Annotated in this window: 21 protein-coding genes and 1 pseudogene; 16 read left to right on the forward strand and 6 right to left on the reverse strand. The window is 57.1% G+C overall.

From position 1 onward, the window contains the following. Window positions 1-142: 142 nt before the first annotated feature. The 8 genes from RHM65_RS13660 to RHM65_RS13695 all read left to right on the forward strand — a co-directional run bounded on the left by RHM65_RS13660 (window position 143) and on the right by RHM65_RS13695 (window position 10,680). Window positions 143-1,033: an NAD(+) kinase gene (locus tag RHM65_RS13660; protein WP_322165443.1), complete on the forward strand. Its 891-nt coding sequence runs from the start codon at window positions 143-145 to the stop codon at window positions 1,031-1,033. Further along, entirely contained in the window at window positions 1,033-2,004 is a 972-nt protein-coding gene (locus tag RHM65_RS13665) for a metallophosphoesterase (protein ID WP_322165442.1), read from the forward strand. The genes RHM65_RS13660 and RHM65_RS13665 overlap by 1 nt, the downstream gene beginning before the upstream one ends. Continuing rightward, window positions 2,001-2,870 (forward strand): rhomboid family intramembrane serine protease, encoded by an 870-nt coding sequence (locus RHM65_RS13670; RefSeq protein WP_322165441.1) that lies wholly within the window; start codon window positions 2,001-2,003, stop codon window positions 2,868-2,870. Before RHM65_RS13665 ends, RHM65_RS13670 begins: the two co-directional genes overlap by 4 nt. Window positions 2,871-2,897: 27 nt before the next feature. After that, entirely contained in the window at window positions 2,898-3,158 is a 261-nt protein-coding gene (locus tag RHM65_RS13675; protein ID WP_322165439.1) for a YeaC family protein, read from the forward strand. Continuing rightward, on the forward strand, window positions 3,155-3,985 hold the full coding sequence (locus RHM65_RS13680) for a DUF2797 domain-containing protein (protein WP_322165438.1): 831 nt from the start codon (window positions 3,155-3,157) through the stop codon (window positions 3,983-3,985). The genes RHM65_RS13675 and RHM65_RS13680 overlap by 4 nt, the downstream gene beginning before the upstream one ends. 56 nt (window positions 3,986-4,041) lie before the next feature. Then, window positions 4,042-6,699, forward strand: a complete 2,658-nt coding sequence (gene pepN / locus RHM65_RS13685) for an aminopeptidase N (RefSeq protein ID WP_322183588.1) — start codon at window positions 4,042-4,044, stop codon at window positions 6,697-6,699. A 481-nt stretch (window positions 6,700-7,180) separates the two neighbouring features. Next, the gene (locus tag RHM65_RS13690) at window positions 7,181-8,266 is read left to right on the forward strand and encodes a WD40/YVTN/BNR-like repeat-containing protein (RefSeq protein WP_322183590.1); all 1,086 of its coding nucleotides are present in this window, start codon (window positions 7,181-7,183) and stop codon (window positions 8,264-8,266) included. A gap of 17 nt (window positions 8,267-8,283) precedes the next feature. Continuing rightward, window positions 8,284-10,680 carry an efflux RND transporter permease subunit gene (locus tag RHM65_RS13695; protein ID WP_416194815.1) on the forward strand — a complete coding sequence of 799 codons (2,397 nt, stop codon included), beginning with the start codon at window positions 8,284-8,286 and terminating at the stop codon, window positions 10,678-10,680. A gap of 98 nt (window positions 10,681-10,778) precedes the next feature. On the opposite strand, the gene RHM65_RS13700 is transcribed toward RHM65_RS13695, so the two are convergent. Beyond that, window positions 10,779-11,501, reverse strand: a complete 723-nt coding sequence (locus tag RHM65_RS13700) for a FadR/GntR family transcriptional regulator (protein ID WP_322165434.1) — start codon at window positions 11,499-11,501, stop codon at window positions 10,779-10,781. A 162-nt stretch (window positions 11,502-11,663) separates the two neighbouring features. After that, window positions 11,664-13,400, reverse strand: a complete 1,737-nt coding sequence (locus RHM65_RS13705) for an IlvD/Edd family dehydratase (RefSeq protein WP_416195090.1) — start codon at window positions 13,398-13,400, stop codon at window positions 11,664-11,666. A 223-nt stretch (window positions 13,401-13,623) separates the two neighbouring features. Here RHM65_RS13705 and RHM65_RS13710 point away from each other — a divergent pair, with 223 nt between their 5' ends. The 8 genes and pseudogenes from RHM65_RS13710 (at window position 13,624) to RHM65_RS13745 (ending at window position 20,248) form a co-directional block, all read left to right on the forward strand. Further along, window positions 13,624-14,961, forward strand: coding sequence for an MFS transporter (locus tag RHM65_RS13710; RefSeq protein ID WP_322183592.1), 1,338 nt, complete (start codon window positions 13,624-13,626; stop codon window positions 14,959-14,961). Window positions 14,962-14,986: 25 nt separating this feature from the next. Continuing rightward, a pseudogene (locus RHM65_RS13715) lies at window positions 14,987-15,193 on the forward strand (FAH family protein); the annotation flags it as partial. A 235-nt stretch (window positions 15,194-15,428) separates the two neighbouring features. After that, entirely contained in the window at window positions 15,429-16,754 is a 1,326-nt protein-coding gene (locus tag RHM65_RS13720; RefSeq protein ID WP_322183593.1) for an MFS transporter, read from the forward strand. A 716-nt stretch (window positions 16,755-17,470) separates the two neighbouring features. Continuing rightward, on the forward strand, window positions 17,471-17,764 hold the full coding sequence (locus RHM65_RS13725; RefSeq protein ID WP_322165429.1) for a DUF5629 family protein: 294 nt from the start codon (window positions 17,471-17,473) through the stop codon (window positions 17,762-17,764). 166 nt (window positions 17,765-17,930) lie between these two features. Further along, the gene (locus RHM65_RS13730; protein WP_322165428.1) at window positions 17,931-19,097 is read left to right on the forward strand and encodes a lactonase family protein; all 1,167 of its coding nucleotides are present in this window, start codon (window positions 17,931-17,933) and stop codon (window positions 19,095-19,097) included. Between the two features lie 170 nt (window positions 19,098-19,267). Further along, window positions 19,268-19,447 carry a hypothetical protein gene (locus RHM65_RS13735; RefSeq protein ID WP_322165427.1) on the forward strand — a complete coding sequence of 60 codons (180 nt, stop codon included), beginning with the start codon at window positions 19,268-19,270 and terminating at the stop codon, window positions 19,445-19,447. Window positions 19,448-19,832: 385 nt separating this feature from the next. Then, window positions 19,833-20,024 carry a hypothetical protein gene (locus RHM65_RS13740; RefSeq protein WP_322183594.1) on the forward strand — a complete coding sequence of 64 codons (192 nt, stop codon included), beginning with the start codon at window positions 19,833-19,835 and terminating at the stop codon, window positions 20,022-20,024. Beyond that, entirely contained in the window at window positions 20,021-20,248 is a 228-nt protein-coding gene (locus tag RHM65_RS13745; protein ID WP_322183595.1) for a hypothetical protein, read from the forward strand. Before RHM65_RS13740 ends, RHM65_RS13745 begins: the two co-directional genes overlap by 4 nt. On the opposite strand, the gene RHM65_RS13750 is transcribed toward RHM65_RS13745, so the two are convergent. From RHM65_RS13750 to RHM65_RS13765, 4 genes are all read right to left on the reverse strand, one after another. Beyond that, window positions 20,232-20,885 (reverse strand): glutathione S-transferase, encoded by a 654-nt coding sequence (locus tag RHM65_RS13750; RefSeq protein ID WP_322183597.1) that lies wholly within the window; start codon window positions 20,883-20,885, stop codon window positions 20,232-20,234. The genes RHM65_RS13745 and RHM65_RS13750 overlap by 17 nt on opposite strands. Beyond that, a complete protein-coding gene (locus RHM65_RS13755) occupies window positions 20,886-21,398 on the reverse strand; it encodes a peptidylprolyl isomerase (RefSeq protein WP_322165422.1) in 513 nt (170 codons plus the stop codon). Between the two features lie 127 nt (window positions 21,399-21,525). Then, window positions 21,526-25,173: an AAA family ATPase gene (locus RHM65_RS13760; RefSeq protein ID WP_322183599.1), complete on the reverse strand. Its 3,648-nt coding sequence runs from the start codon at window positions 25,171-25,173 to the stop codon at window positions 21,526-21,528. Continuing rightward, on the reverse strand, window positions 25,170-26,414 hold the full coding sequence (locus RHM65_RS13765) for an exonuclease SbcCD subunit D C-terminal domain-containing protein (protein ID WP_322183601.1): 1,245 nt from the start codon (window positions 26,412-26,414) through the stop codon (window positions 25,170-25,172). Before RHM65_RS13765 ends, RHM65_RS13760 begins: the two co-directional genes overlap by 4 nt. Window positions 26,415-26,486: the final 72 nt, after the last annotated feature.

The following is a 26,486-nucleotide window of genomic DNA, read 5'->3' on the forward strand; positions in this document are numbered from 1 at the left end:
GGCGCGTCTGGTGATCTGAAGTAGCCAACACGTTGGCTCCTACAGAGGTTCTTCACGAAATACTCGGTGTTGGTTTGCCGCTGGGCAGGCCTTTCACCCATAATCGCTCTCTTTGAGTCGCATCGAATTTCGCAGGAGCCCCATGGAGCAATTTCGCAATATCGGCATCATCGGTCGCCTAGGCAGTTCGCAGGTGCTCGATACCGTGCGCCGCCTGAAGGCGTTTCTGCTTGAGCGGCACATGCATGTGATCCTTGAGGACACCATTGCCGAAGTCCTGCCGGGCCATGGATTGCAAACCTCGACGCGCAAAATGCTCGGGGAAGTCTGCGACATGGTGATAGTCGTCGGCGGTGACGGCAGCCTGCTGGGCGCCGCGCGGGCGTTGGCGCGGCACAATGTGCCGGTGCTGGGGATCAACCGCGGCAGCCTGGGGTTTCTCACCGATATTCGTCCCGACGAACTGGAAGTGAAAGTCGCCGAAGTGCTCGACGGCCACTATTTGGTGGAGAACCGCTTCCTGCTACAAGCCGAAGTCCGGCGCCATGGTGAAGCCATCGGGCAGGGCGACGCGCTGAACGATGTGGTGCTGCACCCCGGCAAATCGACGCGCATGATCGAATTCGAGATCTATATCGACGGTCAATTCGTCTGCAGCCAAAAGGCCGACGGCTTGATCGTCGCCACGCCCACCGGTTCGACCGCCTACGCGTTGTCGGCGGGCGGCCCGATCATGCACCCCAAACTCGACGCCATTGTCATCGTGCCGATGTACCCCCACACCTTGTCGGGCAGGCCGATTGTGGTGGATGGCAACAGCGAGCTGAAAATCGTCGTGTCGAAAAACATGCAGATTTATCCACAGGTCTCTTGTGACGGTCAGAACCACTTCAGCTGCGCGCCCGGTGACACCATCACCGTCAGCAAAAAGCCGCAAAAACTGCGGCTGATCCATCCCCTCGATCACAACTATTACGAAGTTTGCCGCACCAAGCTCGGCTGGGGCAGCCGGCTCGGTGGTGGAGGCGACTGATGCTCGATCCCGCGCGTGGTTATGACCTGATCGGAGACGTGCACGGCTGTGCTCACACGCTTGAGCACTTGCTCGACACCCTCGGTTACCGTTTTCAGGCGGGCGTGTGGCGCCACCCTGAACGTATCGCTCTGTTTCTGGGCGACATCATTGATCGTGGCCCGCGAATTCGCGAAGCGCTGCACATTGTCCACGGCATGGTCGAGGCCGGCCAGGCGCGCTGCATCATGGGTAACCACGAATTCAACGCGTTGGGTTGGAGCACGCCGGCCCTGCCGGGCACCGACAAGCAATTCGTCCGCGAACACACCCCGCGTCACGCTCGGCTACTGGGTGAAACCCTGACTCAGTTCGAGCAACACCCCGCGGACTGGCATGACTTTCTCGCTTGGTTCTACGAGCTGCCGCTGTTCATTGATGCCGGGCGTTTCCGCATGGTTCACGCCTGTTGGGACGCAGATTTGATCGAGCCACTGCGGGCGCTGCACAGCAATGGTTGTATCGACGAGGCCTTCGTCCAGGCGTCTGCAGAGGCGGGCAGTTTCGCCGCCAACGTCTTTGATCGTTTGTTACGGGGCACCGACATGCGCCTGCCCCACGGCTTGACGCTGACGGGTGGCGATGGTCTGACCCGCGCCTTCTTCCGCACCAAGTTCTGGGAAGACGACCCGCAAACCTACGGCGACGTGGTGTTTCAACCCGATGCGTTGCCTGAGCTGGTGGCGAAGACGCCGTTAACCTCCACCGAAAAAAGCGCCTTGTTGCGTTATGGCAGCGGCGAACCCATGTTGTTCGTCGGCCACTATTGGCGCAGCGGTCATCCCGCGCCCATACGGCCTAACCTGGCCTGTCTGGATTACAGCGCGGTGCTTTACGGCAAACTGGTCGCCTATCGGCTGGACCAGGAAACCCAGATCGACCCGCATAAATTTGTCTGGGTCGACGTCGAACGTCCTGAGGCTTCGCAATGAGTGCTGTTGCCGTATTTCGTCTGCCATTGGCCACCGATTTGAGTGGTTTCGTCAGTCTGTTGCAGCGCTTGCGCGTGCCCCATCGCGTCAGTGAAGACGGCAGCGAGCAAGTGCTGTGGGTGCTTGACCCGCAATTGGCTGACGACATTCGCTCGCTGTATCAGCGCTTTCCCGAAGGCGACCCGTCTTTTGAACTGCCAGCTGCTGAACACCGTACGACCCCCGCTAGGCCTGGCATCGTTCAGCAATTGCGTAACAGTCCGGTCACGACCCTGGTGTTACTGCTGAGTTTGATTGTTGCGGGCGTTACCCTCTTTGGTGAAAACCTTGAAAGCCTCAGTTGGCTGACGTTTCTCGATTTCAGCGTGCATGGCGATTACATCCAGTACACGCCGTTGTCCAGCAGCCTCGCTGCCGGACAGTGGTGGCGCATCGTGACGCCGATGCTGGTGCATTTCGGCGTCCTGCACTTGGCCATGAACGGCATGTGGTTTTGGGAGCTGGGGCGCAGGATTGAATTGCGTCAGGGCAGTTGGCACTTGCTTGGCCTGACCCTGGTGTTCAGCGCCGTGTCCAATTACGCGCAATATTGGTACAGCGGGCCGACCTTGTTTGGTGGCCTGTCGGGAGTTCTTTACGCGTTGCTCGGTCATTGCTGGATCTACCAGATGCTGGCGCCGAACCCGATTTATCGGCTGCCACGCGGCGTGCTGGTGATGATGCTGGTGTGGCTGGTGCTGTGCATTTCGGGCCTGATCAGCATGCTGGGCTTTGGTGCCATTGCCAACGGCGCCCATGTGGGTGGACTGATCATTGGTTGTCTTACAGGTCTTTTGGGCGGTGCGTTAGCCCGTCGTAACCGTTAAAATCGCGCACATACTTTGGAGAGTGACATGTCCTCTTTCGTCGAAATGATCGAAAACATTACCCCTGATATCTACGAAAGTCTGAAATTGGCGGTAGAGATCGGCAAGTGGTCCGATGGCCGCAAATTGTCCCAGGAACAACGTGAGTTGTCGTTGCAAGCGCTGATCGCTTGGGAAGTGCAAAACCTTCCGGAAGACCAGCGCACCGGTTACATGGGCCCGCAGGAATGCGCATCCAAGTCCATCACAGTGCCGAACATTCTGTTCAAATCGGATTCCGTCCATTGATCGAGATTGGTCGCGGTGCAGTCAACAAGATGTCGGTGCGCCTTGACGCGCCGACTGTGCAATACGGTTTTCGTTTGGGGGATGCGGACATTCCAGTCAACCCCATGATCGGCAAGACGGTGCGCCTGGAGTACTTGGGCGCTATCCATTGCAGCCATTGCGGGCGAAAGACCAAAACCAGTTTCAGTCAGGGCTATTGCTACCCCTGCATGCTCAAACTGGCCCAGTGCGACGTGTGCATCATGGCCCCGGAAAAATGTCACCACGAACACGGCACCTGCCGCGATCCGGCGTGGGGAGAACAATTCTGCATGACCGATCACGTGGTGTATTTGGCCAACTCGTCCGGGGTCAAAGTTGGTATCACCCGCGCAACTCAGTTACCCACCCGTTGGCTGGACCAAGGCGCGATTCAGGGTTTGCCCATCGCCCGCGTTGCGACCCGCCAGCAGTCCGGTTTCGTCGAAGACCTTTTCCGTAGTCAAGTCGCCGACCGCACCAATTGGCGTGCATTGCTTAAAGGCGATGCGCTGCCGGTTGATTTGAAAGCGGTTCGCCAGCAGCTTTTTCAGTCGTGCAATGAAGGCTTGTTGGCGCTGCAAGAACGATTCGGCCTACAAGCTATCCAACTCCTGCATGACGTCGAACCCACCGATATTCGTTACCCGGTTGAGGCGTACCCGGCCAAGATTGTCAGCTTTAACCTGGATAAAAACCCGATTGTCGAAGGCACCCTGCTGGGGATCAAAGGCCAATACCTGATCTTCGATACCGGCGTAATCAACATTCGCAAATACACGGCTTACCAACTGGCCGTGCATCACTAGACTTTGAATCACTAGGCACGTCTCCCCAGAACGTGCACCAGTAAGGGGATTCCAGCATGCGCACCGAACAACCGAAAATGATTTACCTGAAGGACTATCAGGCGCCTGAGTACCTCATCGACGAGACGCACCTGACCTTTGAATTGTTCAACGACCACACGCTGGTCCATGCGCAGTTGATCATGCGCCGTAACCCTGCGCGGGGTGCGGGCCTGCCGCCGTTGGTGCTGGATGGACAATTGCTTGAGTTGGTGACCCTCAAGCTCAATGACGCCGAGCTGAACCCCTCCGATTACCTGCTGACGCCGGATAACCTGACGGTGCAGCCGAACGCCGAGCAGTTCACCCTCGACACCACTGTGCGCATCCACCCGGAAACCAACACGGCGCTGGAAGGGCTGTATAAATCCAGCGGCATGTTTTGCACCCAATGCGAGGCCGAAGGCTTTCGCAAGATCACCTATTACCTCGACCGCCCGGACGTGATGAGCAAGTTCACCACGACCCTCAGCGCCGAAAAGCACAGCTTTCCGGTGCTGTTGTCCAACGGCAACCCGATTGCCAGCGGCCCGGAAGACGGCGACCGGCACTGGGCGACCTGGGAAGACCCGTTCATGAAACCGGCGTACCTGTTTGCGCTGGTGGCCGGTGATTTGTGGTGCGTCGAAGACACCTTCATCACCCTGAGCAATCGTGAAGTGACTCTGCGCATTTACGTCGAGCCAGAGAACATCGACAAATGCCAACACGCCATGAACAGCTTGAAAAAGTCCATGCGCTGGGACGAAGAAACCTACGGCCGTGAATACGATCTGGACATCTTCATGATCGTCGCGGTCAACGATTTCAACATGGGCGCCATGGAGAACAAGGGCCTCAATATCTTCAACTCCAGCGCCGTGTTGGCCCGGGCCGAAACCGCCACCGATGCCGCGCACCAGCGGGTTGAAGCGATTGTTGCCCACGAATATTTCCACAACTGGTCGGGCAACCGCGTGACCTGCCGCGACTGGTTTCAGTTGTCGTTGAAAGAAGGCTTCACCGTATTCCGCGATTCTGGTTTCTCTGCCGACATGAACTCGCGCACGGTCAAGCGTATAGAGGATGTCGCCTACCTGCGTACTCACCAGTTCGCCGAAGACGCGGGACCTATGGCCCATGCTGTGCGCCCGGACAACTTCATCGAGATCTCCAACTTCTACACCTTGACCGTGTATGAGAAGGGCTCGGAAGTGGTCCGCATGATCCAGACGTTGGTCGGCGCCGAAGGCTTCCGCAAAGGCAGTGACCTGTATTTCGAGCGTCATGACGGCCAAGCCGTCACCTGTGACGACTTCATTGCCGCCATGGAAGACGCCAACGGTGTCGACCTGACTCAATTCAAGCGTTGGTACAGCCAAGCGGGGACGCCCCGCTTGGTGGTCAGCGAGTCTTACGACAGCGCGGCAAGCACCTACAGCCTGACCTTCCGCCAAAGCTGCCCGCAAACCCCGGACAAGCAGGAAAAGCTGCCGTTCGTGATTCCCGTAGCGCTGGGCTTGTTGGACGCTGCCGGTAATGAATTGCCATTGCGCTTGTCAGACGAAGCCGCCGCTGGCAGCACCACCCGGGTGATCTCGGTCACCGAAGCGGAGCAGACGTTCACCTTCGTCGACATCGCTGAACAGCCTCTGCCATCGCTACTGCGCGGTTTTTCGGCCCCGGTGAAAATGAGCTTCCCGTACAACCGCGACCAGTTGATGTTCCTGATGCAGCACGACAGTGATGGTTTCAATCGTTGGGACGCGGGTCAGCAGTTGTCGGTGCAAGTGTTGCAAGAAATGATCGGCCAGTATCAGAAGGGTCAAGACTTGGTGCTTGATCAGCGCTTGGTCACCGCGCTGAGCAGTCTCTTGGCGAACGATGAGTTGGATCAGGCCATGGTCGCTGAGATGTTGTCATTGCCGGGTGAGGCTTACCTCACTGAAATCAGCGAAATCGCTGACGTCGATGCAATCCACGCCGCACGTGAGTTCGCCCGCAAGCAATTGGCAACTTCGTTGTTCGATGGTTTGTGGAAGCGTTATCAAGCAAATCGCGCGCTGTCGAAAACCACCGCTTACGTCGCCGAAGCCGAGCATTTCGCCCGTCGCGGTCTGCAAAATATCGCGCTGTCGTACTTGATGCTCAGCGGCAAGCCGCAGGTGTTGGCGGCGTGTCTTGAGCAGTTCGAGGCCAGCGATAACATGACCGAGCGCCTAACGGCCTTGGCGGTGTTGGTCAACTCGCCGTTCGCCGAAGAAAGAGCCAAGGCACTGGCGACCTTTGCCGAAAACTTCAAAGACAACCCATTGGTCATGGACCAGTGGTTCAGCGTCCAGGCCGGCAGCACTATGCCGGGTGGTTTAGAGCGGGTTAAGGTGCTGATGCAACACCCGGCGTTCAACATGAAAAACCCGAACAAGGTCCGCTCGGTGGTCGGCGCGTTTGCCGGTCAGAACCTGATCAACTTCCACGCGGCAGACGGCTCGGGTTATCGCTTCCTGGCGGACCTGGTGATTGAACTGAACGCCTTCAACCCACAAATCGCCTCTCGCCAACTGGCGCCGTTGACCCGCTGGCGCAAATACGACAGCAAACGTCAGGCGCTTATGAAAGGCGAACTGGAGCGCATTCGCGCCTCAGGTGAACTGTCGAGCGATGTGTACGAAGTGGTGAGCAAAAGCTTGGCGTAACTGCTGATAAAGGCGGCGCGCCAAAAACGCCGCCTTCGCGAACACAATGACCCCTCGGAAGGTGATACCGCCCCGTCTCCGGCGCCTTACTGTCGCTCGGCACACTGCGTGGCACTTTGGGTTGTTTGAGGTTGCAGTGTGTCAGGACGCAAGCCTTCCCGAATAAATTCGGTCCTACAGTTTTCTCGGGCAATGCACAGATTTTGTAGGAGCTGCCGAAGGCTGCGATCGGTCGGAGGGTCCTTCGCCAACAAGTTGGCTCCTTGATCACTGACCTGCGCTTCTCGCCCATCAAGCAAACGAATACCCCATAATCACGACCCTTCTGCTTAACAAAAGATAACGTCATGTCGATTGTCATACGTTTCTAAAGCTGGATAGGATAGGCCTGCTTCCGAAAGGGTTCTGCTAGAGCGCTTGCCGCTGTCTAGCCTGAGCACCTTGAAGGTCGACCTAATAACAATAAGAAGGGGAATAGTCCATGAGTGAGCCTGTAAACCGGCGCACCCAGCTTGATGGGAATTTGGCCTTTGGCCGCCCATTAACGCCACCTAAAGGCTCGTCCCTGGCGGCAGCGCTTTCTGTACTCAGCGTGCTCTCGGTGTTTGCGTTTTGCACACCCGCGTACGCAGCTCAAGCCACCGCTGAAAACCATGACACCTCCATCCCGTCACCCCGGTCTTCTCGCAGCCTGTTGCTTGGCATCACTCACGCCGGTGCGCGTCTGGTGGCGGTGGGCGACCGTGGGCACATTTTGTATTCCGATGACCAAGGCAAAACCTGGACACAGGCAGCAGTGCCAAGTCGGCAGTTATTGACGGCAGTGTATTTTGTCGACGACAAACACGGCTGGGCCGTCGGCCATGACGCACAGATTCTTGCCAGCACCGACGGCGGCGTGACCTGGACCAAGCAGTTTGAAGACCTCAAGCGTGAGGCGCCGCTGTTGGACCTGTGGTTCAAAGACGCCAACACCGGTTTTGCCATTGGCGCGTATGGCGCATTGCTGACCACCACCGACGGTGGCGCACAGTGGGCAGATGTCAGCGACCGCATCGACAACGAAGATCAGTACCACTACAACGGCATCGCTTACGTAAAGGACGCCGGTCTGTTTATCGTGGGCGAGCAGGGCAGCATGTTTCGTTCGGCCGACGACGGGCAAACCTGGGAGCACGTGCAAAGCCCGTATCAAGGTTCGCTGTTCGGCGTCGTCGCCACGGCTAAACCTTCAACGCTGTTAGCCTACGGTCTGCGCGGCAACCTGCTGCGCTCCACTGACTTCGGTGACTCCTGGACCCCCATTAGCTTGAAAGGCGCACGAGGCCCGCTGGAATTCGGCCTGTCGGGCGCGTCCTTGTTGCCCGACGGTTCGTTGGTGTTGGTCGGCAATGGCGGCAGCGTCATGCGCAGCAGCGACGATGGCCAAACGTTCGTAGTGACCAACCGTTCTGATCGAATTTCCCTGTCCGGTGTGACCGTCGATGACAAAGGCGATCTGATCCTGGTAGGACAAGGCGGTGTCCACATCACCTCGCCCACCGGCGCTGAGCTGGTCCAACAATAAGACCTATTAAGGCGAGGATATTCTCCATGACCCATCACCAGCCACTAACGCCTCAAACCAAACCCACGCGCCTTGAAGACCTGATTTTCAACCATCGCCCGGCGGTGATCTTCATCTGCCTGGTGGTCAGTATTTTCCTGTTCTACCAAGCGACATTGGTGCGGCCATCCACCAGCTTTGAAAAAATGATTCCGCTGGAGCATCCGTTTATTCAGAAGATGCTTGAGCACCGCAATGACTTGTCCAACATGGGCAACACCGTGCGGATTTCTGTGGAAGCGGTGAAGGGCGATATCTTCACCAAGGAGTACATGGAAACCCTGCGCCAGATCAACGACGAAGTGTTCTACATTTCCGGGGTTGATCGCTCCGGGATGAAGTCGTTGTGGAGCCCTAACGTACGCTGGACCGAGGTTACCGAGGAAGGGTTTGCCGGGGGTGAAGTCATCCCGCAAAGCTACAACGGTTCCGAAGACAGCCTCGAATTGCTGCGCAACAACGTCCTTAAATCCGGCCAGGTCGGACGCTTGGTCTCCAACGATTTCAAATCCAGCGTGGTCGAAATTCCGCTGCTGGAGTCCTACCCGGACCCCAAAGATCAAGGCAAATTACTTGCCCTCGATTACCGGCAGTTTTCCCATGAGCTTGAAGAGAAAATTCGCAACAAATTCGAGGCGCAAAACCCTAATGTGAAAATACACATCGTCGGCTTCGCCAAGAAAGTCGGCGACCTGATTGATGGCCTGATCATGGTGGTGATGTTTTTCGGCGTCGCGTTCATGATCACTTTGGTGGCGCTGATCTGGTTCACTCGCTGCGTGCGAAGCACCGTCGCGGTATTGAGCACCACTTTGATTGCGGTGGTTTGGCAATTGGGCTTGATGCATGTGGTTGGCTTCGGTTTGGACCCGTATTCAATGCTGGTGCCGTTCCTGATTTTCGCCATTGGTATTTCCCACGGTGTGCAGAAAATTAACGGTATTGCGCTGCAATCCAGCGACGCTGAAAACTCGTTGATGGCCGCGCGACGAACATTCCGCCAACTGTTTCTGCCGGGGATGATCGCGATCCTCGCTGACGCCGTGGGCTTCATCACTTTGTTGATCATCAACATCGGGGTGATCCGTGAGCTGGCCATTGGCGCGTCGATTGGTGTGGCGGTCATCGTGTTTACCAACCTCATTCTGCTGCCGGTCGCCATTTCCTACGTGGGGATCAGTAGAAAGGCGATCAGTCGCAGTAAAGAGGATGCGGTGCGTGAGCATAAGTTCTGGCGTCTGCTGTCGAACTTTGCCAATCCGAAAGTTGCTCGGGTATCCATCGTCTTGGCGCTGCTGGCCTTTGGTGGCGGCCTTTGGTATAGCCAGAACCTGAAAATCGGTGACCTCGATCAGGGTGCGCCGGAACTGCGCCCGGACTCGCGTTACAACAACGACAACCGCTTCATCATCAACAATTACTCCACCAGCTCCGATGTGCTGGTGGTGATGGTCAAGACGCCCCCGGAAGGTTGTTCGGCTTATCCCACGATGTCGGCGATCAACGAGCTGACCTGGAAGATGGAGAACACCCCCGGCGTGCAGTCGGCGATCTCGCTGGTAACGGTCTCCAAGCAGATGATCAAGGGCATGAACGAGGGCAACTTGAAATGGGAGTCCCTGTCGCGTAACAAAGATGTGTTGAACAACTCCATTGCTCGCGCCGATGGCCTGTACAACAACGACTGTTCGCTGGCACCGCTGCTGGTGTTTCTCAACGACCACAAAGCCGAAACCCTCGACCGAGCAGTGAATGCGGTGAAGGACTTCGCCAAGCAAAACGACACCAAAGGCTTGCAATTCCAGCTGGCGGCAGGCAATGCCGGGATCGAAGCGGCGACTAACGAAGTGATCAAAGAGTCGGAGCTGACGATTCTGATCTTGGTCTACGTCTGCGTCGCGACCATGTGCATGATCACGTTCCGTTCATGGGCTGCGACCTTGTGCATTATCCTGCCATTGGTACTGACCTCGGTACTGGGTAACGCGCTGATGGCGTTCATGGGCATCGGGGTCAAGGTGGCAACGCTGCCGGTGGTGGCGCTGGGGGTAGGGATTGGCGTGGATTACGGCATTTACATCTACAGCCGTTTGGAAACCTTCCTCCGTGCGGGTCTACCGCTGCAAGAGGCGTATTACGAGACGCTGAAATCTACCGGTAAAGCGGTGCTGTTTACCGGTTTGTGCTTGGCGATTGGTGTTTGCACCTGGATATTCTCCGCGATCAAGTTCCAGGCTGACATGGGTCTGATGCTGACCTTCATGCTGCTGTGGAACATGTTCGGCGCCCTGTGGCTGCTACCGGCCATCGCGCGGTTCTTGCTCAAACCGGAAAAAATGGCTGGCCAAGTCGGGCACTCGTTGTTTTCTCACTGAGTGATTCAACGCTTCGCAGGCAAGCCTGCTCCCACAGGTGATGTGCACTCTCTGTGGGAGCAGGCTTGCCTGCGAATGGGGCTAATCGGTTTCTCAGATCAACCTTGGTTTTCCTGCCCCAACACCAACTTCAGCGCATATTTCGCATCATCCAGCTGCACCAGCGTGGCGTGCTTTGCGGCCAGGGTGTCGCGGTTTTCGATGGCGGTGAGGATCGCTTTGTGGCGCGGCATCGCCAGCTCATGCAGGTTGGGCCGCTGATTGGAGTGCTTCAACGCTTCGCGCAGGGCCAGCGACAACATATTGCTCAAGTGGGCGAGCAGATCGTTGTGAGTGGCATCGGCGATTCGGCTGTGGAAATCCAGGTCAGGCTGTAACAACTCTTCGGGTGACGTCGCGGCGTCCATGCGCTGGTACGCTTCGCTGATCGAGGCGATTTCTTCGTCCGTTGCATGCTGGGCGGCGAGGGCGGCGGCGGCAGGCTCAATGATGCTGCGAACGCTGGTCAGCAGGGCGAAGAACTCATTTTGTGGCGTGCTTTGCATGACCCAGTGCAACACGTCCGGGTCGAGCAAATGCCATTCACGGCGCGGTTTGACCACCGTGCCGACCCGAGGCCGGGAATACACCAGGCCTTTGGCAACCAATACCCGCGTGGCCTCACGCAGCACTGGCCGGCTGACCGCATATTCTTCGCACAAGGTCGCTTCAGCGGGCAGTTTGTCGTCGGGCTTGAAGCGACCGGAGACAATCTGCATGCCGATTTCCTGAACGATACGGGCGTGCATGCTTTTGCGGGCTGAGGGCTTACGGTAATCCATGGGGGACGTGTCGATCCTGAGTCGTGAATGCGGCGGATCATAACATTGCGCCCCTTATGTGGTGGGGCTGATGGCCTCTTCGCGAATGAATTCGCTCCCACAGAGTGACTAAACCCGTGGGAGCGAATTCATTCGCGAAGGCAATATTTCAAACACCAAAAATCAATGCGAATGACGCGGCACCTCGGATCCACGGCAGCCGACCAAGAAGTCGAAGTCGCAACCCTGATCCGCTTGCATCACGTGCTCGACATACAACTGACGGTAGCCACCCGAGATCAGTTTTTCAGGTGCTTTCCATTCAGCCAGTCGCGCAGCCAGTTCGGCGTCGGAAATGTCCAAATGCAAACGGCCGCTGGCGCAATCGAGTTCGATGAAGTCACCTTCTTGCACCACCGCCAACGGCCCGCCCGCTGCAGCTTCCGGTGCGACGTGCAAGACCACGGTGCCGTAAGCGGTGCCGCTCATGCGCGCATCGGAAATGCGCACCATGTCGGTCACGCCTTGGGCCAGCAATTTTGCCGGAAGGCCCATGTTGCCGACCTCAGCCATGCCTGGATAACCCTTCGGCCCGCAGTTTTTCATGACCATGACGCAGGTGGCATCGATGTCCAATTCCGGGTCGTTGATCCGCGCCTTGTAGTGGTCGAAGTTCTCGAACACCACCGCGCGGCCACGGTGTTGCATCAGCTCAGCCGTCGCCGCCGACGGTTTGAGCACCGCACCCAGTGGCGCGAGATTACCGCGCAATACGCAGATTCCGCCGTCAGCCCGGATTGGGTTGTCGAGGGCGCGGATCACTTCATCCTCGCCATAAATCGGCGCGGCTTTAACGTTGTCGCGGATGCTTTTGCCGTTGACGGTCAAGGCATCAGGATTGGGCAGCAGGTTGGCTTCATCCAGCCGACGCAGCACGGCGGGTAAACCACCTGCGTAGTAAAACTCTTCCATCAGGAAACGCCCCGACGGTTGTAGGTCGACGATGGTGGGCATGCCACGGCCCATGCGCGTCCAGTCATCCAGGTCCAGTTCGACACCGATACGTCCTGCAATCGCCTTCAAGTGAATCACCGCGTTGGTCGAACCGCCGATGGCGGCGTTGACCCGAATCGCGTTTTCAAAGGCTTCTTTGGTGAGGATTTTCGACAGGCGCAGGTCTTCTTTGACCATCTCAACCGCACGCATGCCGGACATGTGCGCCAGTACATAGCGGCGGGAATCGACGGCCGGGATGGCGGCGTTGTGCGGCAACGAAGTGCCCAATGCTTCGGCCATACAAGCCATGGTCGAGGCGGTGCCCATGGTGTTGCAAGTGCCGGCTGAGCGCGACATGTCGCCTTCAGCGGCGAGGAAGTCGTCCAGCGTGATTTGGCCGCCTTTATAGGCTTCGTGCATCTGCCAGACCACCGTGCCGGAGCCGATGTCTTTGCCTTTGTGCTTGCCGTTGAGCATCGGTCCGCCGGTGACGACGATGGCCGGAATGTCACAACTGGCCGCGCCCATCAACAGGGCCGGGGTGGTTTTATCGCAGCCAGTGAGCAGCACCACGCCGTCAATGGGGTTGCCGCGAATCGCTTCTTCCACGTCCATGCTGGCCAAGTTGCGGGTAAACATCGCCGTGGGGCGCAGGTTGGATTCGCCGTTGGAGAACACTGGGAATTCAACCGGAAAGCCACCGGCTTCGATCACGCCGCGTTTGACGTGTTCGGCGATGGTACGAAAGTGCGCGTTGCACGGGGTCAGTTCTGACCACGTGTTGCAGATGCCAATAATAGGTTTGCCATGGAATTGATGGTCAGCGATGCCCTGGTTCTTCATCCAGCTGCGGTACATAAAGCCGTTTTTGTCGGCAGCACCGAACCACTGGGCAGAACGCAGGACATATTTTTTATCAGGCATGTCAGACATGATCAGCACTCTTATTGTAAGACTTAATGGCTTTTTCGAAGGCTAAAGTAAGCCTAAACGGTTGCGTTTGGAAGTGTTGTAGCTCAAATAGTAATACTATATAGTCGATTTTCATTGAGGGACGACCCTGCAGACAGTGCCGATTGATTCGGGCATCAGCGCGCAGAGGCGAGCCCCAGAGGTTCCATAACAAAAATAATTGGAGACCGCTTGCATGGGCCAGGAACTCAGGCTTATACGTCGCATCACCTTGAAGTTGATCCCCTTTTTAATCCTGTTGTACCTGGTCGCTTACGTCGATCGCTCTGCCGTGGGTTTTGCCAAGCTGCACATGGGCACGGACCTCGGTATTGGTGATGCAGCCTATGGCCTGGGCGCCGGTCTGTTTTTCATCGGCTACTTCCTGTTGGAAATCCCCAGCAACCTGATGCTCGAACGTTTCGGTGCCCGCCGTTGGTTTGCGCGGATCATGATCACCTGGGGCGCGATCACCATAGGTATGGCCTTTGTGCAGGGGCCTCACAGTTTCTATGCGATGCGTTTGCTGCTCGGCGCCGCTGAAGCCGGTTTCTTTCCTGGGGTGCTGTACTACATCACTCAGTGGTTCCCGGTTCGCCATCGCGGCAAGATTCTCGGGCTGTTCATCCTCTCGCAACCCATCGCTATGATGATCACCGGACCGGTTTCCGGCGGTCTGTTGGGCATGGACGGCGTGCTTGGGCTGCACGGCTGGCAATGGTTGTTTATCGCCATCGGCACCCCGGCGATTCTGCTGACATGGCCAGTGCTGCGCTGGTTGCCGGACGGCCCAAAACAAGTGAATTGGATGGATCAGGCCGAGAAGGATTGGCTGACCGGTGAGCTTAAACAGGACCTGGAAGAATACGGCCAAACCCGCCACGGCAACCCGTTGCACGCCCTCAAAGACAAACGTGTGCTGCTGCTGGCGCTGTTTTACCTGCCCGTCACCCTGAGCATTTATGGCTTGGGCCTGTGGCTGCCGACGTTGATCAAACAGTTTGGTGGCAGCGACCTCACCACCGGCTTTGTCTCCGCCGTGCCGTATATCTTCGGCATCGTTGGTTTGCTGATTATTCCCCGCAGCTCCGATCGTTTGAACGACCGTTATGGGCACTTGGCGGTGCTCTATGTGCTGGGCGCTATCGGCCTGTTTTTAAGCGCGTGGTTGACCCAGCCGCTGCTGCAACTGGCCGCGCTGTGCCTGGTGGCGTTTGCGCTATTTTCCTGCACCGCCGTGTTCTGGACCTTGCCGGGTCGGTTCTTTGCCGGTGCCAGTGCGGCCGCAGGGATCGCGTTGATTAACTCAGTGGGCAACCTCGGCGGTTACATCGGCCCGTTCGTGATTGGTGCGCTGAAGGAATACACCGGCAGCCTCGCGTCCGGTCTGTACTTCCTTTGTGCCGTGATGCTGTTCGGGTTGGTGCTGACCGGCGTCGTTTACCGTCTGCTGGAGCGCAAGCATGCGTTGGCGCCCAGCGAATTTGCCGCCAGCGCCCGTAATCAAAGGGCTCAGCCGGCCAGTCGTCCTTGAACCCTGCCTAGAAAGGAGCATGAACATGCGTTTAGTACAGTTCGAATTGAGCAACGGCGAACGTCGCGTCGGTGTGGTTGACGGTGAGCGTGTACACGAAGTATTGGGCGCTGGCAGCGTCCGTGAATTGGCCATGGCCGCTATCGAAGCCGGCCTAAGCCTGGTGGAGCAAGTCGACGGTCAAGGGCTCGGCGCCAATCATGGCTACGCGCAGCTGTTGCAGGAATTGCGACCTTGTCGTTTGCCGACGGTGTACGCACTCAGCCGGGCGATCAATTTGAAATCAGCCAAGCCGATTTCGGTGCACCGTTGATCAACGGTATCGCGCCAGCTGACGCGGTGTTTGAGCCGGGGCAGGTCAAAGCGCTTTAACCTTGCAACACCGCATCAAACTTTCGCCGCCATGCTTGTTTCCACCTGGGAACAGGCGTGGCCGAGAGTACCTAATAACAATAACGAGGTGCGCCATGACCGCTGACACCCTGGCTATCGAACGACCGTATACCGAGTCTTTCGAAGACGCTATCTACCGCAAAGTGAATTGGCGGATCGTCCCGCTGTTCATTGCCTGCTTCCTGTTTGCCTACCTGGATCGGGTGAACATCAGCTTCGCCAAGTTGCAGATGCAAACCGATCTGGGCTTTAGCGACACCGTATATGGCTTGGGCGCGAGCCTGTTTTTCGTGGGTTATTTCCTGTTTGAAGTGCCGAGCAACATGCTCCTGCACAAGATCGGCGCGCGTGTCTGGATCGCTCGAATCATGGTTACTTGGGGCATCACCTCTGCGTGCATGATGTTTGTGCAGAACGAGTTTTGGTTCTACAGCCTGCGCTTTCTGATTGGCGTGATGGAGGCTGGTTTCGTCCCCGGCGTGCTGTATTTCTTTACCCAGTGGTACCCGAGCAATCGTCGGGCACGGGTGAATTCCTACTTCAAAAGCTCGATTTGCCTGTGTGGGATTGTCGGCGGCCCGATTGCCGGTTTGATCCTCGGTCATTTCAACGGCGCACTGGGGATGGAAGGCTGGCGTTGGCTGTTTCTGCTGGAAGGCATCCCCTCGATTTTGCTTGGCGGGTTGGTATTTTGGCTGGTGAGCGACCGCATCGAAGACGCGCCGTGGCTCGACGCAGAAGAAAAACAGGTGATGCGCGAGCGCATGGCCAAGGAAACCAAGCCGGCTGGAACGCAGCGTTTTGCTGATATCTGGAAACACCCGACCACTTACGTCATGTCCGGCATTTACTTGTGCCTGGTAATGGCCTTGACCGGGGTGCTGTTCTGGATGCCGCAACTGATCAAAACTGCTGGCGTGGCGGACACCCTGGACATTGGCCTGTTGACCGTTATCCCTTATGTGATCGCGGTAATCGGCAACCTGTTGGTGGGTGCCAGCTCCGACCGGCACGGCGAGCGACGTTGGCACATGGCTGGCTGTTCGGTACTGACGGCGGCGGGTTATCTGGTGTGCGCGCTGTATCCGGGGCAGCTGGTGCCGTTGATGATCGGCATGAGCATGATCCTGACCGGCATCATCGCCTGGATGCCGATCTTCTGGACCATTCCTCCGCGCTTTCTCAACGGTCTGGCCGCTGCTGCGGGCATCGCGCTGATTAACTCATTGGGCCAACTCGGCGGAATCATTGCGCCGTTCATGGTCGGTCGAATCAAAGACCTGACCGGCACCGCGACCCCAGCGTTGTATGTATTGGGCGCAGTGACACTGGTGGCGACCGGCTTGATTATTTGGGGCATCCCGGCGCGTTATTACGTGCGTGAGACGGTTCATGATTGAAGAGTTTTAGGCGACCGCAAATCTGTAGGAGCCGACCTGTTGGCGATAAAACCAGGATTACGGCGCGTCCGATGCACCGCGCCGCCTGCCTCGCCAACAAGTTGGCTCTTATAAAACTACTTTTTAATCTTTTGAAAACAATGGGTTGGCGCGGGTTTGGCGTGTATATCCGGCCTTTGTGGTTGCTGAACTTATGGTTTCGCTTTTACAGCGAGGCACCTTTTTCAAACGCCCAAAAGGTCCCCCAAAACGCTTGCCCCACCATGCGGGCCCTCGCTTAGGCTCGGTCTTCCCTCACTCCGGCGTTGCTCCGGGGGTCGCCGTGAGCGGCCGTCCCTGGCCGCGCACGGCTTTCTCGGCATCCTTGCCTCGTTACCCCCTGCGCAACGCCTGCGTTCGGCCGCATGGTTTCACGGGGCCTCTTCCCGCAATTCGATATTCAATTCACTGGCGATCTACAGGCGGGCGACTATCTGTAAGAGCCAACGTGTTGGCGAAGGTCCTTCGGACCTATCGCAGCCTTCGGCAGCTCCTACAGAAATCTGTGCGGCGCCAAAACTGTGGGACCGAATTTATTCGGGAAGGCTTCCGTCCTGACACGCTGCAATCTCGAAGCACACAAAGTGCTTCCCAGTTTGCTGCGCGACAGCGCAGCGTCGAAGACGTGGCGGACCCTCCTACAGTACAATTCGCGCCTTTACCTAGGCGATCTTCCCATGACCACTCCAACGCTTTTGACCCTTTTGAAAACACCCCACATGCTGGAAATCGACGGCTTGCACGCCTTCGAATATGTACTCAACGACACCCACTTAGAAATCGAAGCCGTTGATGGCCGTGAACGCAAGGTGTGGAAGTTCACCGTGGCGCAGGTCGACGCCGCAACCTTCGATGCTCAATTGCAAAGCTGGGTGTTGACTGACGGCAACGCCGATCACCGCTTGGTATGCCTTGAGGCGTTTTCCCCAAGTGAAGAAGACGATTCCCAAGACGCTGCCGAACAAGACTGATCTGCGCATCTAACGCTGACAGCGGTAAGCAGTGTGAAGGTTCGGTGGCATTTCTGGCCATGCGCCTCGGCGCAATAAAACTAGTTGATTGAAGGTGCTGTCTACAGCGAAGGTCAATATTGACCGCGTGCGGCGCCCAACAAGCCTAATAACCAGAGAGATGCCCATGAACCGAAAAATTCTGCCCTGGCTGGTGATAGCCAGCGGCCTCACTGCTTTCCCTGTCTTGGCGCAAAACATGACTGATTATGACCTGCTGGTGGGTGCTTACACCCAAGGCAAGAGCGAAGGTATCTATCGCTACCGGTTCGACAGCAAGACCGGACAGATTGACGCACAGCCCCGGCAGGTGATCAAAAGTGAAAACCCGTCTTGGCTAACCCTTTCCAAAGATCAGCGCTTGCTGTTCGCGGTCAATGAGAACGGCCCAGGGCAGACGGACACCGTGGGCAAGGTCAGCAGCTTTGCGATTAATGGCAAAACCCATGAAGTCACGCCAATCAACCAGGTCGACAGCAGGGGTGATGAGCCGACTCACTCCAGCTTGAGCGCAGACGGGCGTTTCCTGTTTGTCGCCAACTACGCCGTGCACCCTGATCCGGGTGGCGCGCTGGCGGTGGTGCCGGTGGACAAGTCCGGCAAGCTCTCGCCGGTATCGCAGACCGAGACTCATCCGGCCAGCAAAGTTGATCCGGAGCGTCAGGCGTCTTCACACGTGCATTCGGCCGTGCCATCGCCGGATGGCAACTACTTGATCGCCAGTGATTTGGGCGCGGACAAGCTGTTCGTCTTCCACTACACGGGCAAAGGCCCGCAACCGTTGCAACCGGCCAAAACGCCCTCAGTGGACTTGCCACCTGGCAGCGGTCCTCGGCATTTGCTGTTCAGCAATAATGGCAAGCACGCGTACCTGACACTGGAAATGGCTGCGCAAGTGGCGCTGTTCGATTACCACGATGGGGTGTTCAAGCGCACCCAGTTGGTTGATTTGTCCGACAAGAGTATCAAGCAGAAGGTCGGTGGCGGCGGGCTGCACAGCTCAGCCGACGGTAAGTTCCTCTACGTCGCGAACCGTGGCGACGTGAATCAATTGGTGGTGTTCGCCATTGATTCGGCCAGCGGCAAGCTCAAAGAGATTCAGCGCCGTTCGGTTGAAGGTACAGAGCCACGTGAGTTCAGCATTGATCCAACCGGGCATTTCATGCTGATTGCCAACCAGAAAAGCAACCAGATCGTCACCGTTCACCTTGATCCGAAGACCGGGATGCTGGGTGACACCGTGCAGAAAATGGATTTCGACTCACCATCGGACTTCAGGTTCCTCACTCGATAACGCCTGCCCGTAAAGCTGCAGCCCCTGTATAACGTGGGCTGCAGGCTGTATTAATTGGGCTGATATGGTCTAGTACCACAAAGCATTTCTGACATCGAACCCTCGGGCGTAAGTTTGGTTCAACGGCCTGAAACGGCAGCTATCCAAACCGAACATCGAGGCTTCCCAAAATGAATTTCAATCTGTTTTCCGTCATTGCAGCATCCGCTATCTCTGCCACCGTCGCCCTGCCTGCCAGCGCCAGTGTTGAGGTCAACCAGAAAAAATCCAGCATCACCCAGACTTACACCACCAAGTACCTGCAACAAAGCGCCAACTTCTACGCTGCATTGGATCATAAGATTCAATAAATGAAGTCTTCCACGAAATGAATCCATTCCCCGTTAACGATCATACCGATAACGGGGAATGGATTCGTCTGCGTTATTTTTTGCCTCTCGCACACTTCGCCGGTCCGCCGTCTGTAGGCGCCAACTTGTTGGCGACGGTCCTTCGAACTTACGCTGCTTACGGTAGCTCCTATAGAAATGTGGGCATCGCCGGACTCTCTGTGGGACCAAATTCAATCGGGAAAGCTTTAGCTCGCCTATCGTGTTAGTTGGTGTTTTCTATGGCATTGATTAGCGGCCTCAATGATTAACGTAACTGATGTTCACTATAGATTTATGTCACTTCTCGATGGTACCTATCTGGTTGATTCTGTCGGCCTGAAATATGCCCTCGGAGTTACACCAGATGACCACTGCAATCCTTCACTCAATCAAGCAAGGCGCTTATGTCGCCATTGCGCTTTACGTTGTTTTCATCGCAGTGGTCACCGTTACCAGCATGAACACGACATCGATTCATTCCATCAACGCCGCCATCAGCAGCACTGCAGTTGATGCCCAACCCTCTGCAGTTCCTGTGCAGGACCGTGCGTCATGAAGGGCACGCAATTATGGATCATTGCTTTTTTCGCAGTCATCACTAACGGCTTTTCGTTGACCGGCTTAGGTCAGGCGTCGTCGGGTGGCCTTGCCAGAAGCATTGAAGCCAAACATGAAATTGCTCATGCAATTGAAATGGCCGGTGTACATAAGTTGATGGCTGGGAATCCACCAAGTAAGTACCGGTTGTTTGAGTTAGGGCCGTTTACGACGGCGTGTTGATAGGCGCCGGTTTTGCCATGACAGTTATAAACAACTCCGAACTCAGAAAGCACTCCAACCAATTGCGTAATCGCGGATACGAACTCTGCCAAAACCATTCCGGGTCAACAAAGCAAAACTGCCGCACGAACGGCGCCAGCGCGATATCGGCCAAGGTGACGTGGTCGGCGACTAAAAAACTGTATTGTTTTAATCGGTTTTCAAGCGACCGTAAAAACACCGCGCCTAGATCACGGTAGTGTTCCTGAGCAAATTCGGGATGGCGAATCGCATATTTATAGCGATCCAGATGCTTCTTGAATAGTTGGTCGTTTTCGTCAATCAGTTCAGCCATATCTTGCTGAGCGTTATCATCGTGCGTTAAAAGCCAATCATCAGGGTCATTGCCGGCCAACGCCCAACGCATGATGTCCAGGCTTTCATCGATCACACCGCTCTCGCAGACCAACACCGGCACCGTGCCCTTGGGTGAACAGGCAAGCAGGTGCGCGGGTTTGTCTTTCAAGCTGACTTCGACTATTTCCACCGCACGCCCTGAGTAGAACAGCGCCATGCGAGCGCGCATGGCGTAGGGGCAGCGGCGGAAAGAGTAGAGGGTCGGGGTTGCGCTGTTCGATGCAACCACCGACGCAGTCATTTACGCTTCTTCGGTCAGTTGACCGCAGTCAGCAATGGTGACTTTTTTGCTGGTACGGCCGGACTGCGAGCCCATGGCTTCGATGGCTTTAACGACGTCCATGCCTTCGACGACTTTACCGAACACCACGTGTTTGCCATCCAACCAACTGGTGACCACGGTGGTGATGAAGAACTGGCTGCCGTTGGTGTTCGGGCCAGCGTTGGCCATGGACAGCAGACCTGGCTCAGTGTGCTTCAAGGTGAAGTTTTCATCCTTGAACTTTTCGCCGTAGATCGACTTGCCGCCAGTGCCGTTGTGGTTGGTGAAGTCACCGCCTTGCAGCATGAAATCAGTGATCACGCGGTGGAACGACGAACCCTTGAACGTCAGGCCTTCGCCTTTCTCGCCGGTGCACAGTGCACGGAAGTTTTCAGCGGTTTTTGGCGCCACGTCTTCGCGCAGTTCCATAACGATGCGGCCCATAGGCTCGTCGTTAGCGGTAATGTCGAAAAACACTTTTGAATTGGACATGGTTCTACCTTTCTCATTGAACAGGGCGCGACAGGGCGCGCCGTGGGTGTGTAGGGTCGCACAGAAAGTCCGATTACCGGTTTTGTACGACACAAAAATGCAGTTTACGTTCGCAAATGATCTGGTTTTATGACGAGCTGACCTCAATCGTACTCAGGCCGTTGCCTTGGCGCCGGACCTGAATCTGCACCGGAATCCGCTCGTGCATTTCCTGTACGTGGGAAATCACCCCGACCTTGCGCCCTTGGGCTTGCAAGCCATCGAGGGCGTCCATGGCCAGTTGCAGCGACTCAGGGTCAAGGCTGCCGAAGCCTTCGTCGATGAACAAGGACTCAATTTTCAAGGTGCTAGAGGCCATCGACGCCAATCCCAGGGCCAAGGCCAGGGACACCAGGAACGTCTCGCCGCCTGACAATGAATGCACGGAACGCAGTTCGTCGCCCATTTCGGTGTCCATCACCAACAAGCCGAGCATGCTGCCGCCGCGTTTGAGCCGATAACGTCGTACCAGCTGGCGTAACTGTGCGTTGGCGTGATGCACCAGCAGGTCGAGATTATACGCCTGAGCGATCTTGCGGAATTTGTCACCTTCAGCCGACCCGATCAACGTCGCCAGGCGTGCCCAGCGCAGATACTGCGCATTAGCCTCGGCAATCTGCTGCGACAGCGCCTGATTGGCGTCTTGCCGGCGCTGGTCGTCGGCCTGTTGGGCGCGCAACTCGGCACATTGCTGCTCACTGGCGGCGGCGTGGCCGTGGAGTTCAGTCAATGCGTTGTCCAACTGTTCGGCGTCCAATGTGCCGTCATGTTGTGCTTGATGAAGGTGCAGGCGTTGTTCGCGCTCGTGCAGTAAAACCTTGGCTTGCTCAACGGCTTTTTCACTGCGTTGCAGCTGTTGCCGCAATGCGTTGACCTGATCATCGTCAACACTGAGCAGTTGCGCTAAACCGCTGTCGTCCAGCTCAGGATGACGGCTGCGCCAGTCAGCGATTTTAAGGCTCAGATCGCGGTGTTCCAGCTCGATGCTGCTCAGGCGTTCTTGTTCGGCTTTGAGTTCAGCGCTGAGTTGGGTCATCAGGTTTCGAGCATCCTGTAACGCCTGTCCCGCCGTGCTTTCGGCGTTACGGGTGTGCTCCACCGCCTGTTCCAATTGCTGCTGCCAATGCTCGGCACTTGGGTGTTCGCCCAGCAATTCGCCTAATTGTTGCTGACTCGCGTGCTGCTGATCAGACAGCGCCGCGCACTGCAGTTGCAACTTTTCCTGCTCTTGGACGCGGGCGGTTTGCTGCGACTGCTCCAGCTCAACGTTGTGCTGACGGTCGCGTTGTTCGCGTTGTTCTTCGCCCTGTTGCTCCAGCTGTTGCAATCGCTGGGTCACCTGCTGATCCAGCTGCATGACCGTGACGGTTGGCTGGGTGCGCAGGCCCTCCAGGGTTTCAGCCGCCAGTAGCGGAGCGAACGCAGTCAATTCTTCTTCCAGGCGCTCCCGGTCGCTGGCCAATAGACGATGCTGATCTGCCAGTTGGTGAGTTGCCGCCCGACTTGCTTCAGTGGCGATTTGCACTTGCTGTTGCAGGTGGGCGGCGTCTTTTTGCAGCGTGAGCAGGGCGTTTTGGCGCAACTCGTCTTGGGCAATATTTTGCGCCAATTGATTCAGGTGCTGAGTTAGCCAGACGTCGCGTTTGGATGAGTCCTGCTCTATCAGTCGAGCACTTAGGGGATGCGCTTGGAGGCTCGACGCCAAGGCCTGCTGCTGGGTCGTCAACTGCTCTTGCTGTTGCAGGAATTCTTTTTGCTGAGCGATCAGACCGGCGACCGTGGCGCGCAGCTCGACCAACTTTTCTTTCAGCGTATCTACGGCCTTCAGGGCGTTGGCTTCTTCGCTTTCGTCATGCTGAGTCAGGCTTTGCAGCAGGGCTTCAGGTTGGTGATAAGGGTGTTCGTGGCTGCCACACACCGGGCAGGGTTGGTCGTTTTGCAACCGCCCGCGCAGTTCTTCGACACTCGCGCTGCGGGCCAGGCGCTGGCGCTCCAGCAATTGGCGGGTGACGGACAGGGTGTGTTCGGCAACGGTCAATTCGCTTTTGGCCTGCAAGCCTTCGCGGTTGAGCTGTTCGCGCTGTTGCTGGGCATCTTGTTGCTTGTGCGTCAGCTCCAGCGCGCGCTGGTCGAGCTGCTGCTGACTGGCCCAGAGCCGTGAGAGGTCTTCGAAGGCGCGTTGCTGTTTGCGATTGTCGTGCAGCAGGCTGCCGAGGATTTGAATCTGCTCGCCAACCGCGTGGGCTTCCGCGCCCGCTTCGCGGTACAGCAGTTCAAGGGCATTGCGTTGTTCGGTGAGTTGCTGGCTGGCGCGGGCGGCGCCCTGTTCGAGCTGCGGCAGTTCGATGTGGCCTTTACTGAGGCGACCGCCGATTTGCATCAGTTGTTTCAAACGGTCGTGATAAGCATTCCATGCGGCGCAGAGCGGCGCCAATCCGACACTCTGCTCAAGCTGTGCGGCAATTCGCTCCAGGCGTTCAGCCACTTGCCGTTGTTGCTCCAGCAAATTGCTAACGGCTCGTTGACCCTCAGCGGTGTGCTGCTCGGCTTGTTGCTTGGATTCTGTGGCCTGATGCAAGTCCTGAATCAGCCGTGCGACGGTTCCCTGCGTATCGAACGCTAGTTGCAGCCGCGGCTTGGCATCGGTCAAAAGTTGCTGGGCATTGACCGCTGCGGATTGAGCGTCGAAGCGGTTTTTTTCAAGCTGGCCCTGCTGCGTGTGCAGCGCGCTGTGTTGCACCAGGTGTTGTTGAATCTTCGCGGCCAAGGGACTGAGCTGGGTGTTTAGCTCGGTCTGCCGGGCGAACTGATGACGCTGCGGCGCGAGATTTTCCAGGCGCGACAAGTTCAAGCGTTCGCTGCTCTGGCTGTCCCAGTGGTGTTGGTCTTGCTGCAATTGCTCGGTGGCGGTTTTGTGCTCGCTGTGCAATTGCACCAGCACCTTGAGCCATTGCTGTTGCAGCTCAAGTTGCTTGAGGTGTGCTTGCTGGTCCTTTAGCTGTTGTTGAGCGTCATCAAAGCGTTTGTCGAGGTCGGCGCGGGCTTCAGGTTCCAGCGGCGTGACGCCCGTGGCCAGTGCTTTGAGGTCGTCGTGGACCTTTTTTGCTTCATTACTTTTGCTGAAGGCGCGGCGTCCCAGTTGGCTATAAATCGCGGTGTCAGTGAGCTTTTCCAGCAGTTCGCTGCGCTCTTTGTCATCGGCCTTGAGGAACGCGCTGAATTCGCTTTGCGCCAGCATCACCGCGCGGGTGAACTGTTCGAAGTTCAGCCCCAAACGCGCTTCGAGCATAGTTTTGTATTCGGTTTTGTTCTGGCTGCTGAGCACCTGTTCGCTGTCCAGATCGATCAAGGTCTGGCGACTGGCTTGCAGCTTTTTGCTGGCGTTGTCCCGGGCGCGATTGGTTTCCCAGCGGGCACGGTAACGGCGGTTGTCGATGCCGATAAAATCCACTTCGGCATAACCGCTGCCGGTGCCACGGCGCAGCAAGGTGCGCGGGTCGTTGGTGCTGATGTCGCCGTCGATTTCCGGGACTTTGGATTGGCCGATATTATTGAGCCGAGGAATAGCACCGAACAAGGCCAAACACAGTGCATCGAGCAGGGTACTTTTGCCGGCCCCCGTGGGCCCGGTGATGGCGAACAAACCGGCGCTGGCCAAGGGCTCAGCGGTGAAGTCCAGCTCAAACGGGCCGGCCAGCGAGGCGAGGTTTTTCAAGCGGATGGCGAGAATTTTCATGGTTGTTCGCTCTCCAGTTGCACGTCTTGCAACAGCGTGGCGAAGTCTTGCAGCGTTTGCTCATCGACCTCGGTGCCGTAGTTGTCCAACCATGCGCGACTGAACAGTTCTTGCGGGCTCAGTTGATCGAGATTGATCAGCCCTGCGCCGCTGTCGTCGCCGTCAACACTGCCTTTGCCTGCGTATTCGGCGCCTATTCGCACCAAGCGCACGGCTTTGCCTTGCAGCGCGGTTTCGATCTGATGGCGCAGGTCCGGTTGCGGCTCGTCCAGACGCACTCGCACTTCCAGCCATGGCTGGCGTTCAATGTCGGCTAGCAGGTCGATATTGGGCAACGACGTTAGTTGCAGCAGCAACTCCGCCAGGGGTGCCGGGCCGACCCGCTGGAGATTGACTGCGCGGGGGATCAATATGGATTCAACACCCGTCAGTTGGTCACCGTTGCAGGTGATGTCGAGAATCTGATGCTGGTAGCCGATTTCTGAAAACGACAGCGGAATCGGCGAGCCGCTGTAGCGGATGCGTTCCTCGCCGTTGACCTTCTGTGGCTTGTGCAGATGGCCGAGGGCAACGTAGGTGATGCTCGGGCCGAACAGGCTGGCGGGCAGCGCTTCGGCGTTGCCGATGATCAGGCTGCGTTCAGAGTCTTCTGACACTGAACCGCCGGCCATGTGCGCGTGGCTGATGGCGATCAGCGCTTGTTCTGGCGTGCGCTTGAGGTTAGCGGCGTCGATCAGCAGTTCATGAACACGACCGATCCCCCGCAGATAATCATCCCCCAGCGTGGCGCCGGTGACTTCGGCTGGCCGTAAAAAGGGCAGGGCCAGGCACCAGGCGGCGATGGCCCCGGTTTTGTCAGGCAATGGCAGCAGCAGGCGTTCGGCGTCCAGTTGTCCGTCATCAAGCCACAACACCCGGCCTAGCGCGTGGGTGCGTAAACGGCGCATTAATGGCCCGGGCAATTCGATGCGTGAGCCGGAGTCGTGGTTACCGGCGATCATCACGATGGTCAGCAGCGGTTGTTGCTCATGGGCGCTGACGATGAATTCGTACAGGCGTTCCTGGGCTTTGACCGGCGGGTTAACGGTGTCGAAGATGTCTCCCGCGATCAACAGCACATCAGGTTCGCGCTCGGCGATACGGGCCAGCAGCCAACTTAGAAAGCAGGCGTGCTCGAAGTCACGCTCTTGACCGTGGAGGTTCTGCCCGAGGTGCCAATCGGAGGTATGAAACAGACGCATTGGAGGTCCTTGTGTCAAGCAGAGATCAAAACGTTGACTTCACCCTGTGGGACCGAATTCCTTCGGAAAGGC

Source organism: Pseudomonas sp. CCI4.2, from assembly GCF_034350045.1.
Lineage (GTDB): Bacteria > Pseudomonadota > Gammaproteobacteria > Pseudomonadales > Pseudomonadaceae > Aquipseudomonas.

Coding starts and splice junctions, on each gene's coding strand:
- RHM65_RS13700 (WP_322165434.1), bottom strand. CDS start 11,501: ATGGATTACCGTAAGCCCTCAGCCCGCAAAAGCATGCACGCCCGTATC.
- RHM65_RS13710 (WP_322183592.1), top strand. CDS start 13,624: ATGGGCCAGGAACTCAGGCTTATACGTCGCATCACCTTGAAGTTGATC.
- RHM65_RS13755 (WP_322165422.1), bottom strand. CDS start 21,398: ATGTCCAATTCAAAAGTGTTTTTCGACATTACCGCTAACGACGAGCCT.
- RHM65_RS13745 (WP_322183595.1), top strand. CDS start 20,021: ATGAAGGGCACGCAATTATGGATCATTGCTTTTTTCGCAGTCATCACT.
- RHM65_RS13730 (WP_322165428.1), top strand. CDS start 17,931: ATGAACCGAAAAATTCTGCCCTGGCTGGTGATAGCCAGCGGCCTCACT.
- RHM65_RS13740 (WP_322183594.1), top strand. CDS start 19,833: ATGACCACTGCAATCCTTCACTCAATCAAGCAAGGCGCTTATGTCGCC.
- RHM65_RS13705 (WP_416195090.1), bottom strand. CDS start 13,400: ATGCCTGATAAAAAATATGTCCTGCGTTCTGCCCAGTGGTTCGGTGCT.
- RHM65_RS13670 (WP_322165441.1), top strand. CDS start 2,001: ATGAGTGCTGTTGCCGTATTTCGTCTGCCATTGGCCACCGATTTGAGT.
- RHM65_RS13665 (WP_322165442.1), top strand. CDS start 1,033: ATGCTCGATCCCGCGCGTGGTTATGACCTGATCGGAGACGTGCACGGC.
- RHM65_RS13725 (WP_322165429.1), top strand. CDS start 17,471: ATGACCACTCCAACGCTTTTGACCCTTTTGAAAACACCCCACATGCTG.
- RHM65_RS13720 (WP_322183593.1), top strand. CDS start 15,429: ATGACCGCTGACACCCTGGCTATCGAACGACCGTATACCGAGTCTTTC.
- RHM65_RS13765 (WP_322183601.1), bottom strand. CDS start 26,414: ATGCGTCTGTTTCATACCTCCGATTGGCACCTCGGGCAGAACCTCCAC.
- RHM65_RS13750 (WP_322183597.1), bottom strand. CDS start 20,885: ATGACTGCGTCGGTGGTTGCATCGAACAGCGCAACCCCGACCCTCTAC.
- RHM65_RS13735 (WP_322165427.1), top strand. CDS start 19,268: ATGAATTTCAATCTGTTTTCCGTCATTGCAGCATCCGCTATCTCTGCC.
- pepN (WP_322183588.1), top strand. CDS start 4,042: ATGCGCACCGAACAACCGAAAATGATTTACCTGAAGGACTATCAGGCG.
- RHM65_RS13690 (WP_322183590.1), top strand. CDS start 7,181: ATGAGTGAGCCTGTAAACCGGCGCACCCAGCTTGATGGGAATTTGGCC.
- RHM65_RS13660 (WP_322165443.1), top strand. CDS start 143: ATGGAGCAATTTCGCAATATCGGCATCATCGGTCGCCTAGGCAGTTCG.
- RHM65_RS13675 (WP_322165439.1), top strand. CDS start 2,898: ATGTCCTCTTTCGTCGAAATGATCGAAAACATTACCCCTGATATCTAC.
- RHM65_RS13760 (WP_322183599.1), bottom strand. CDS start 25,173: ATGAAAATTCTCGCCATCCGCTTGAAAAACCTCGCCTCGCTGGCCGGC.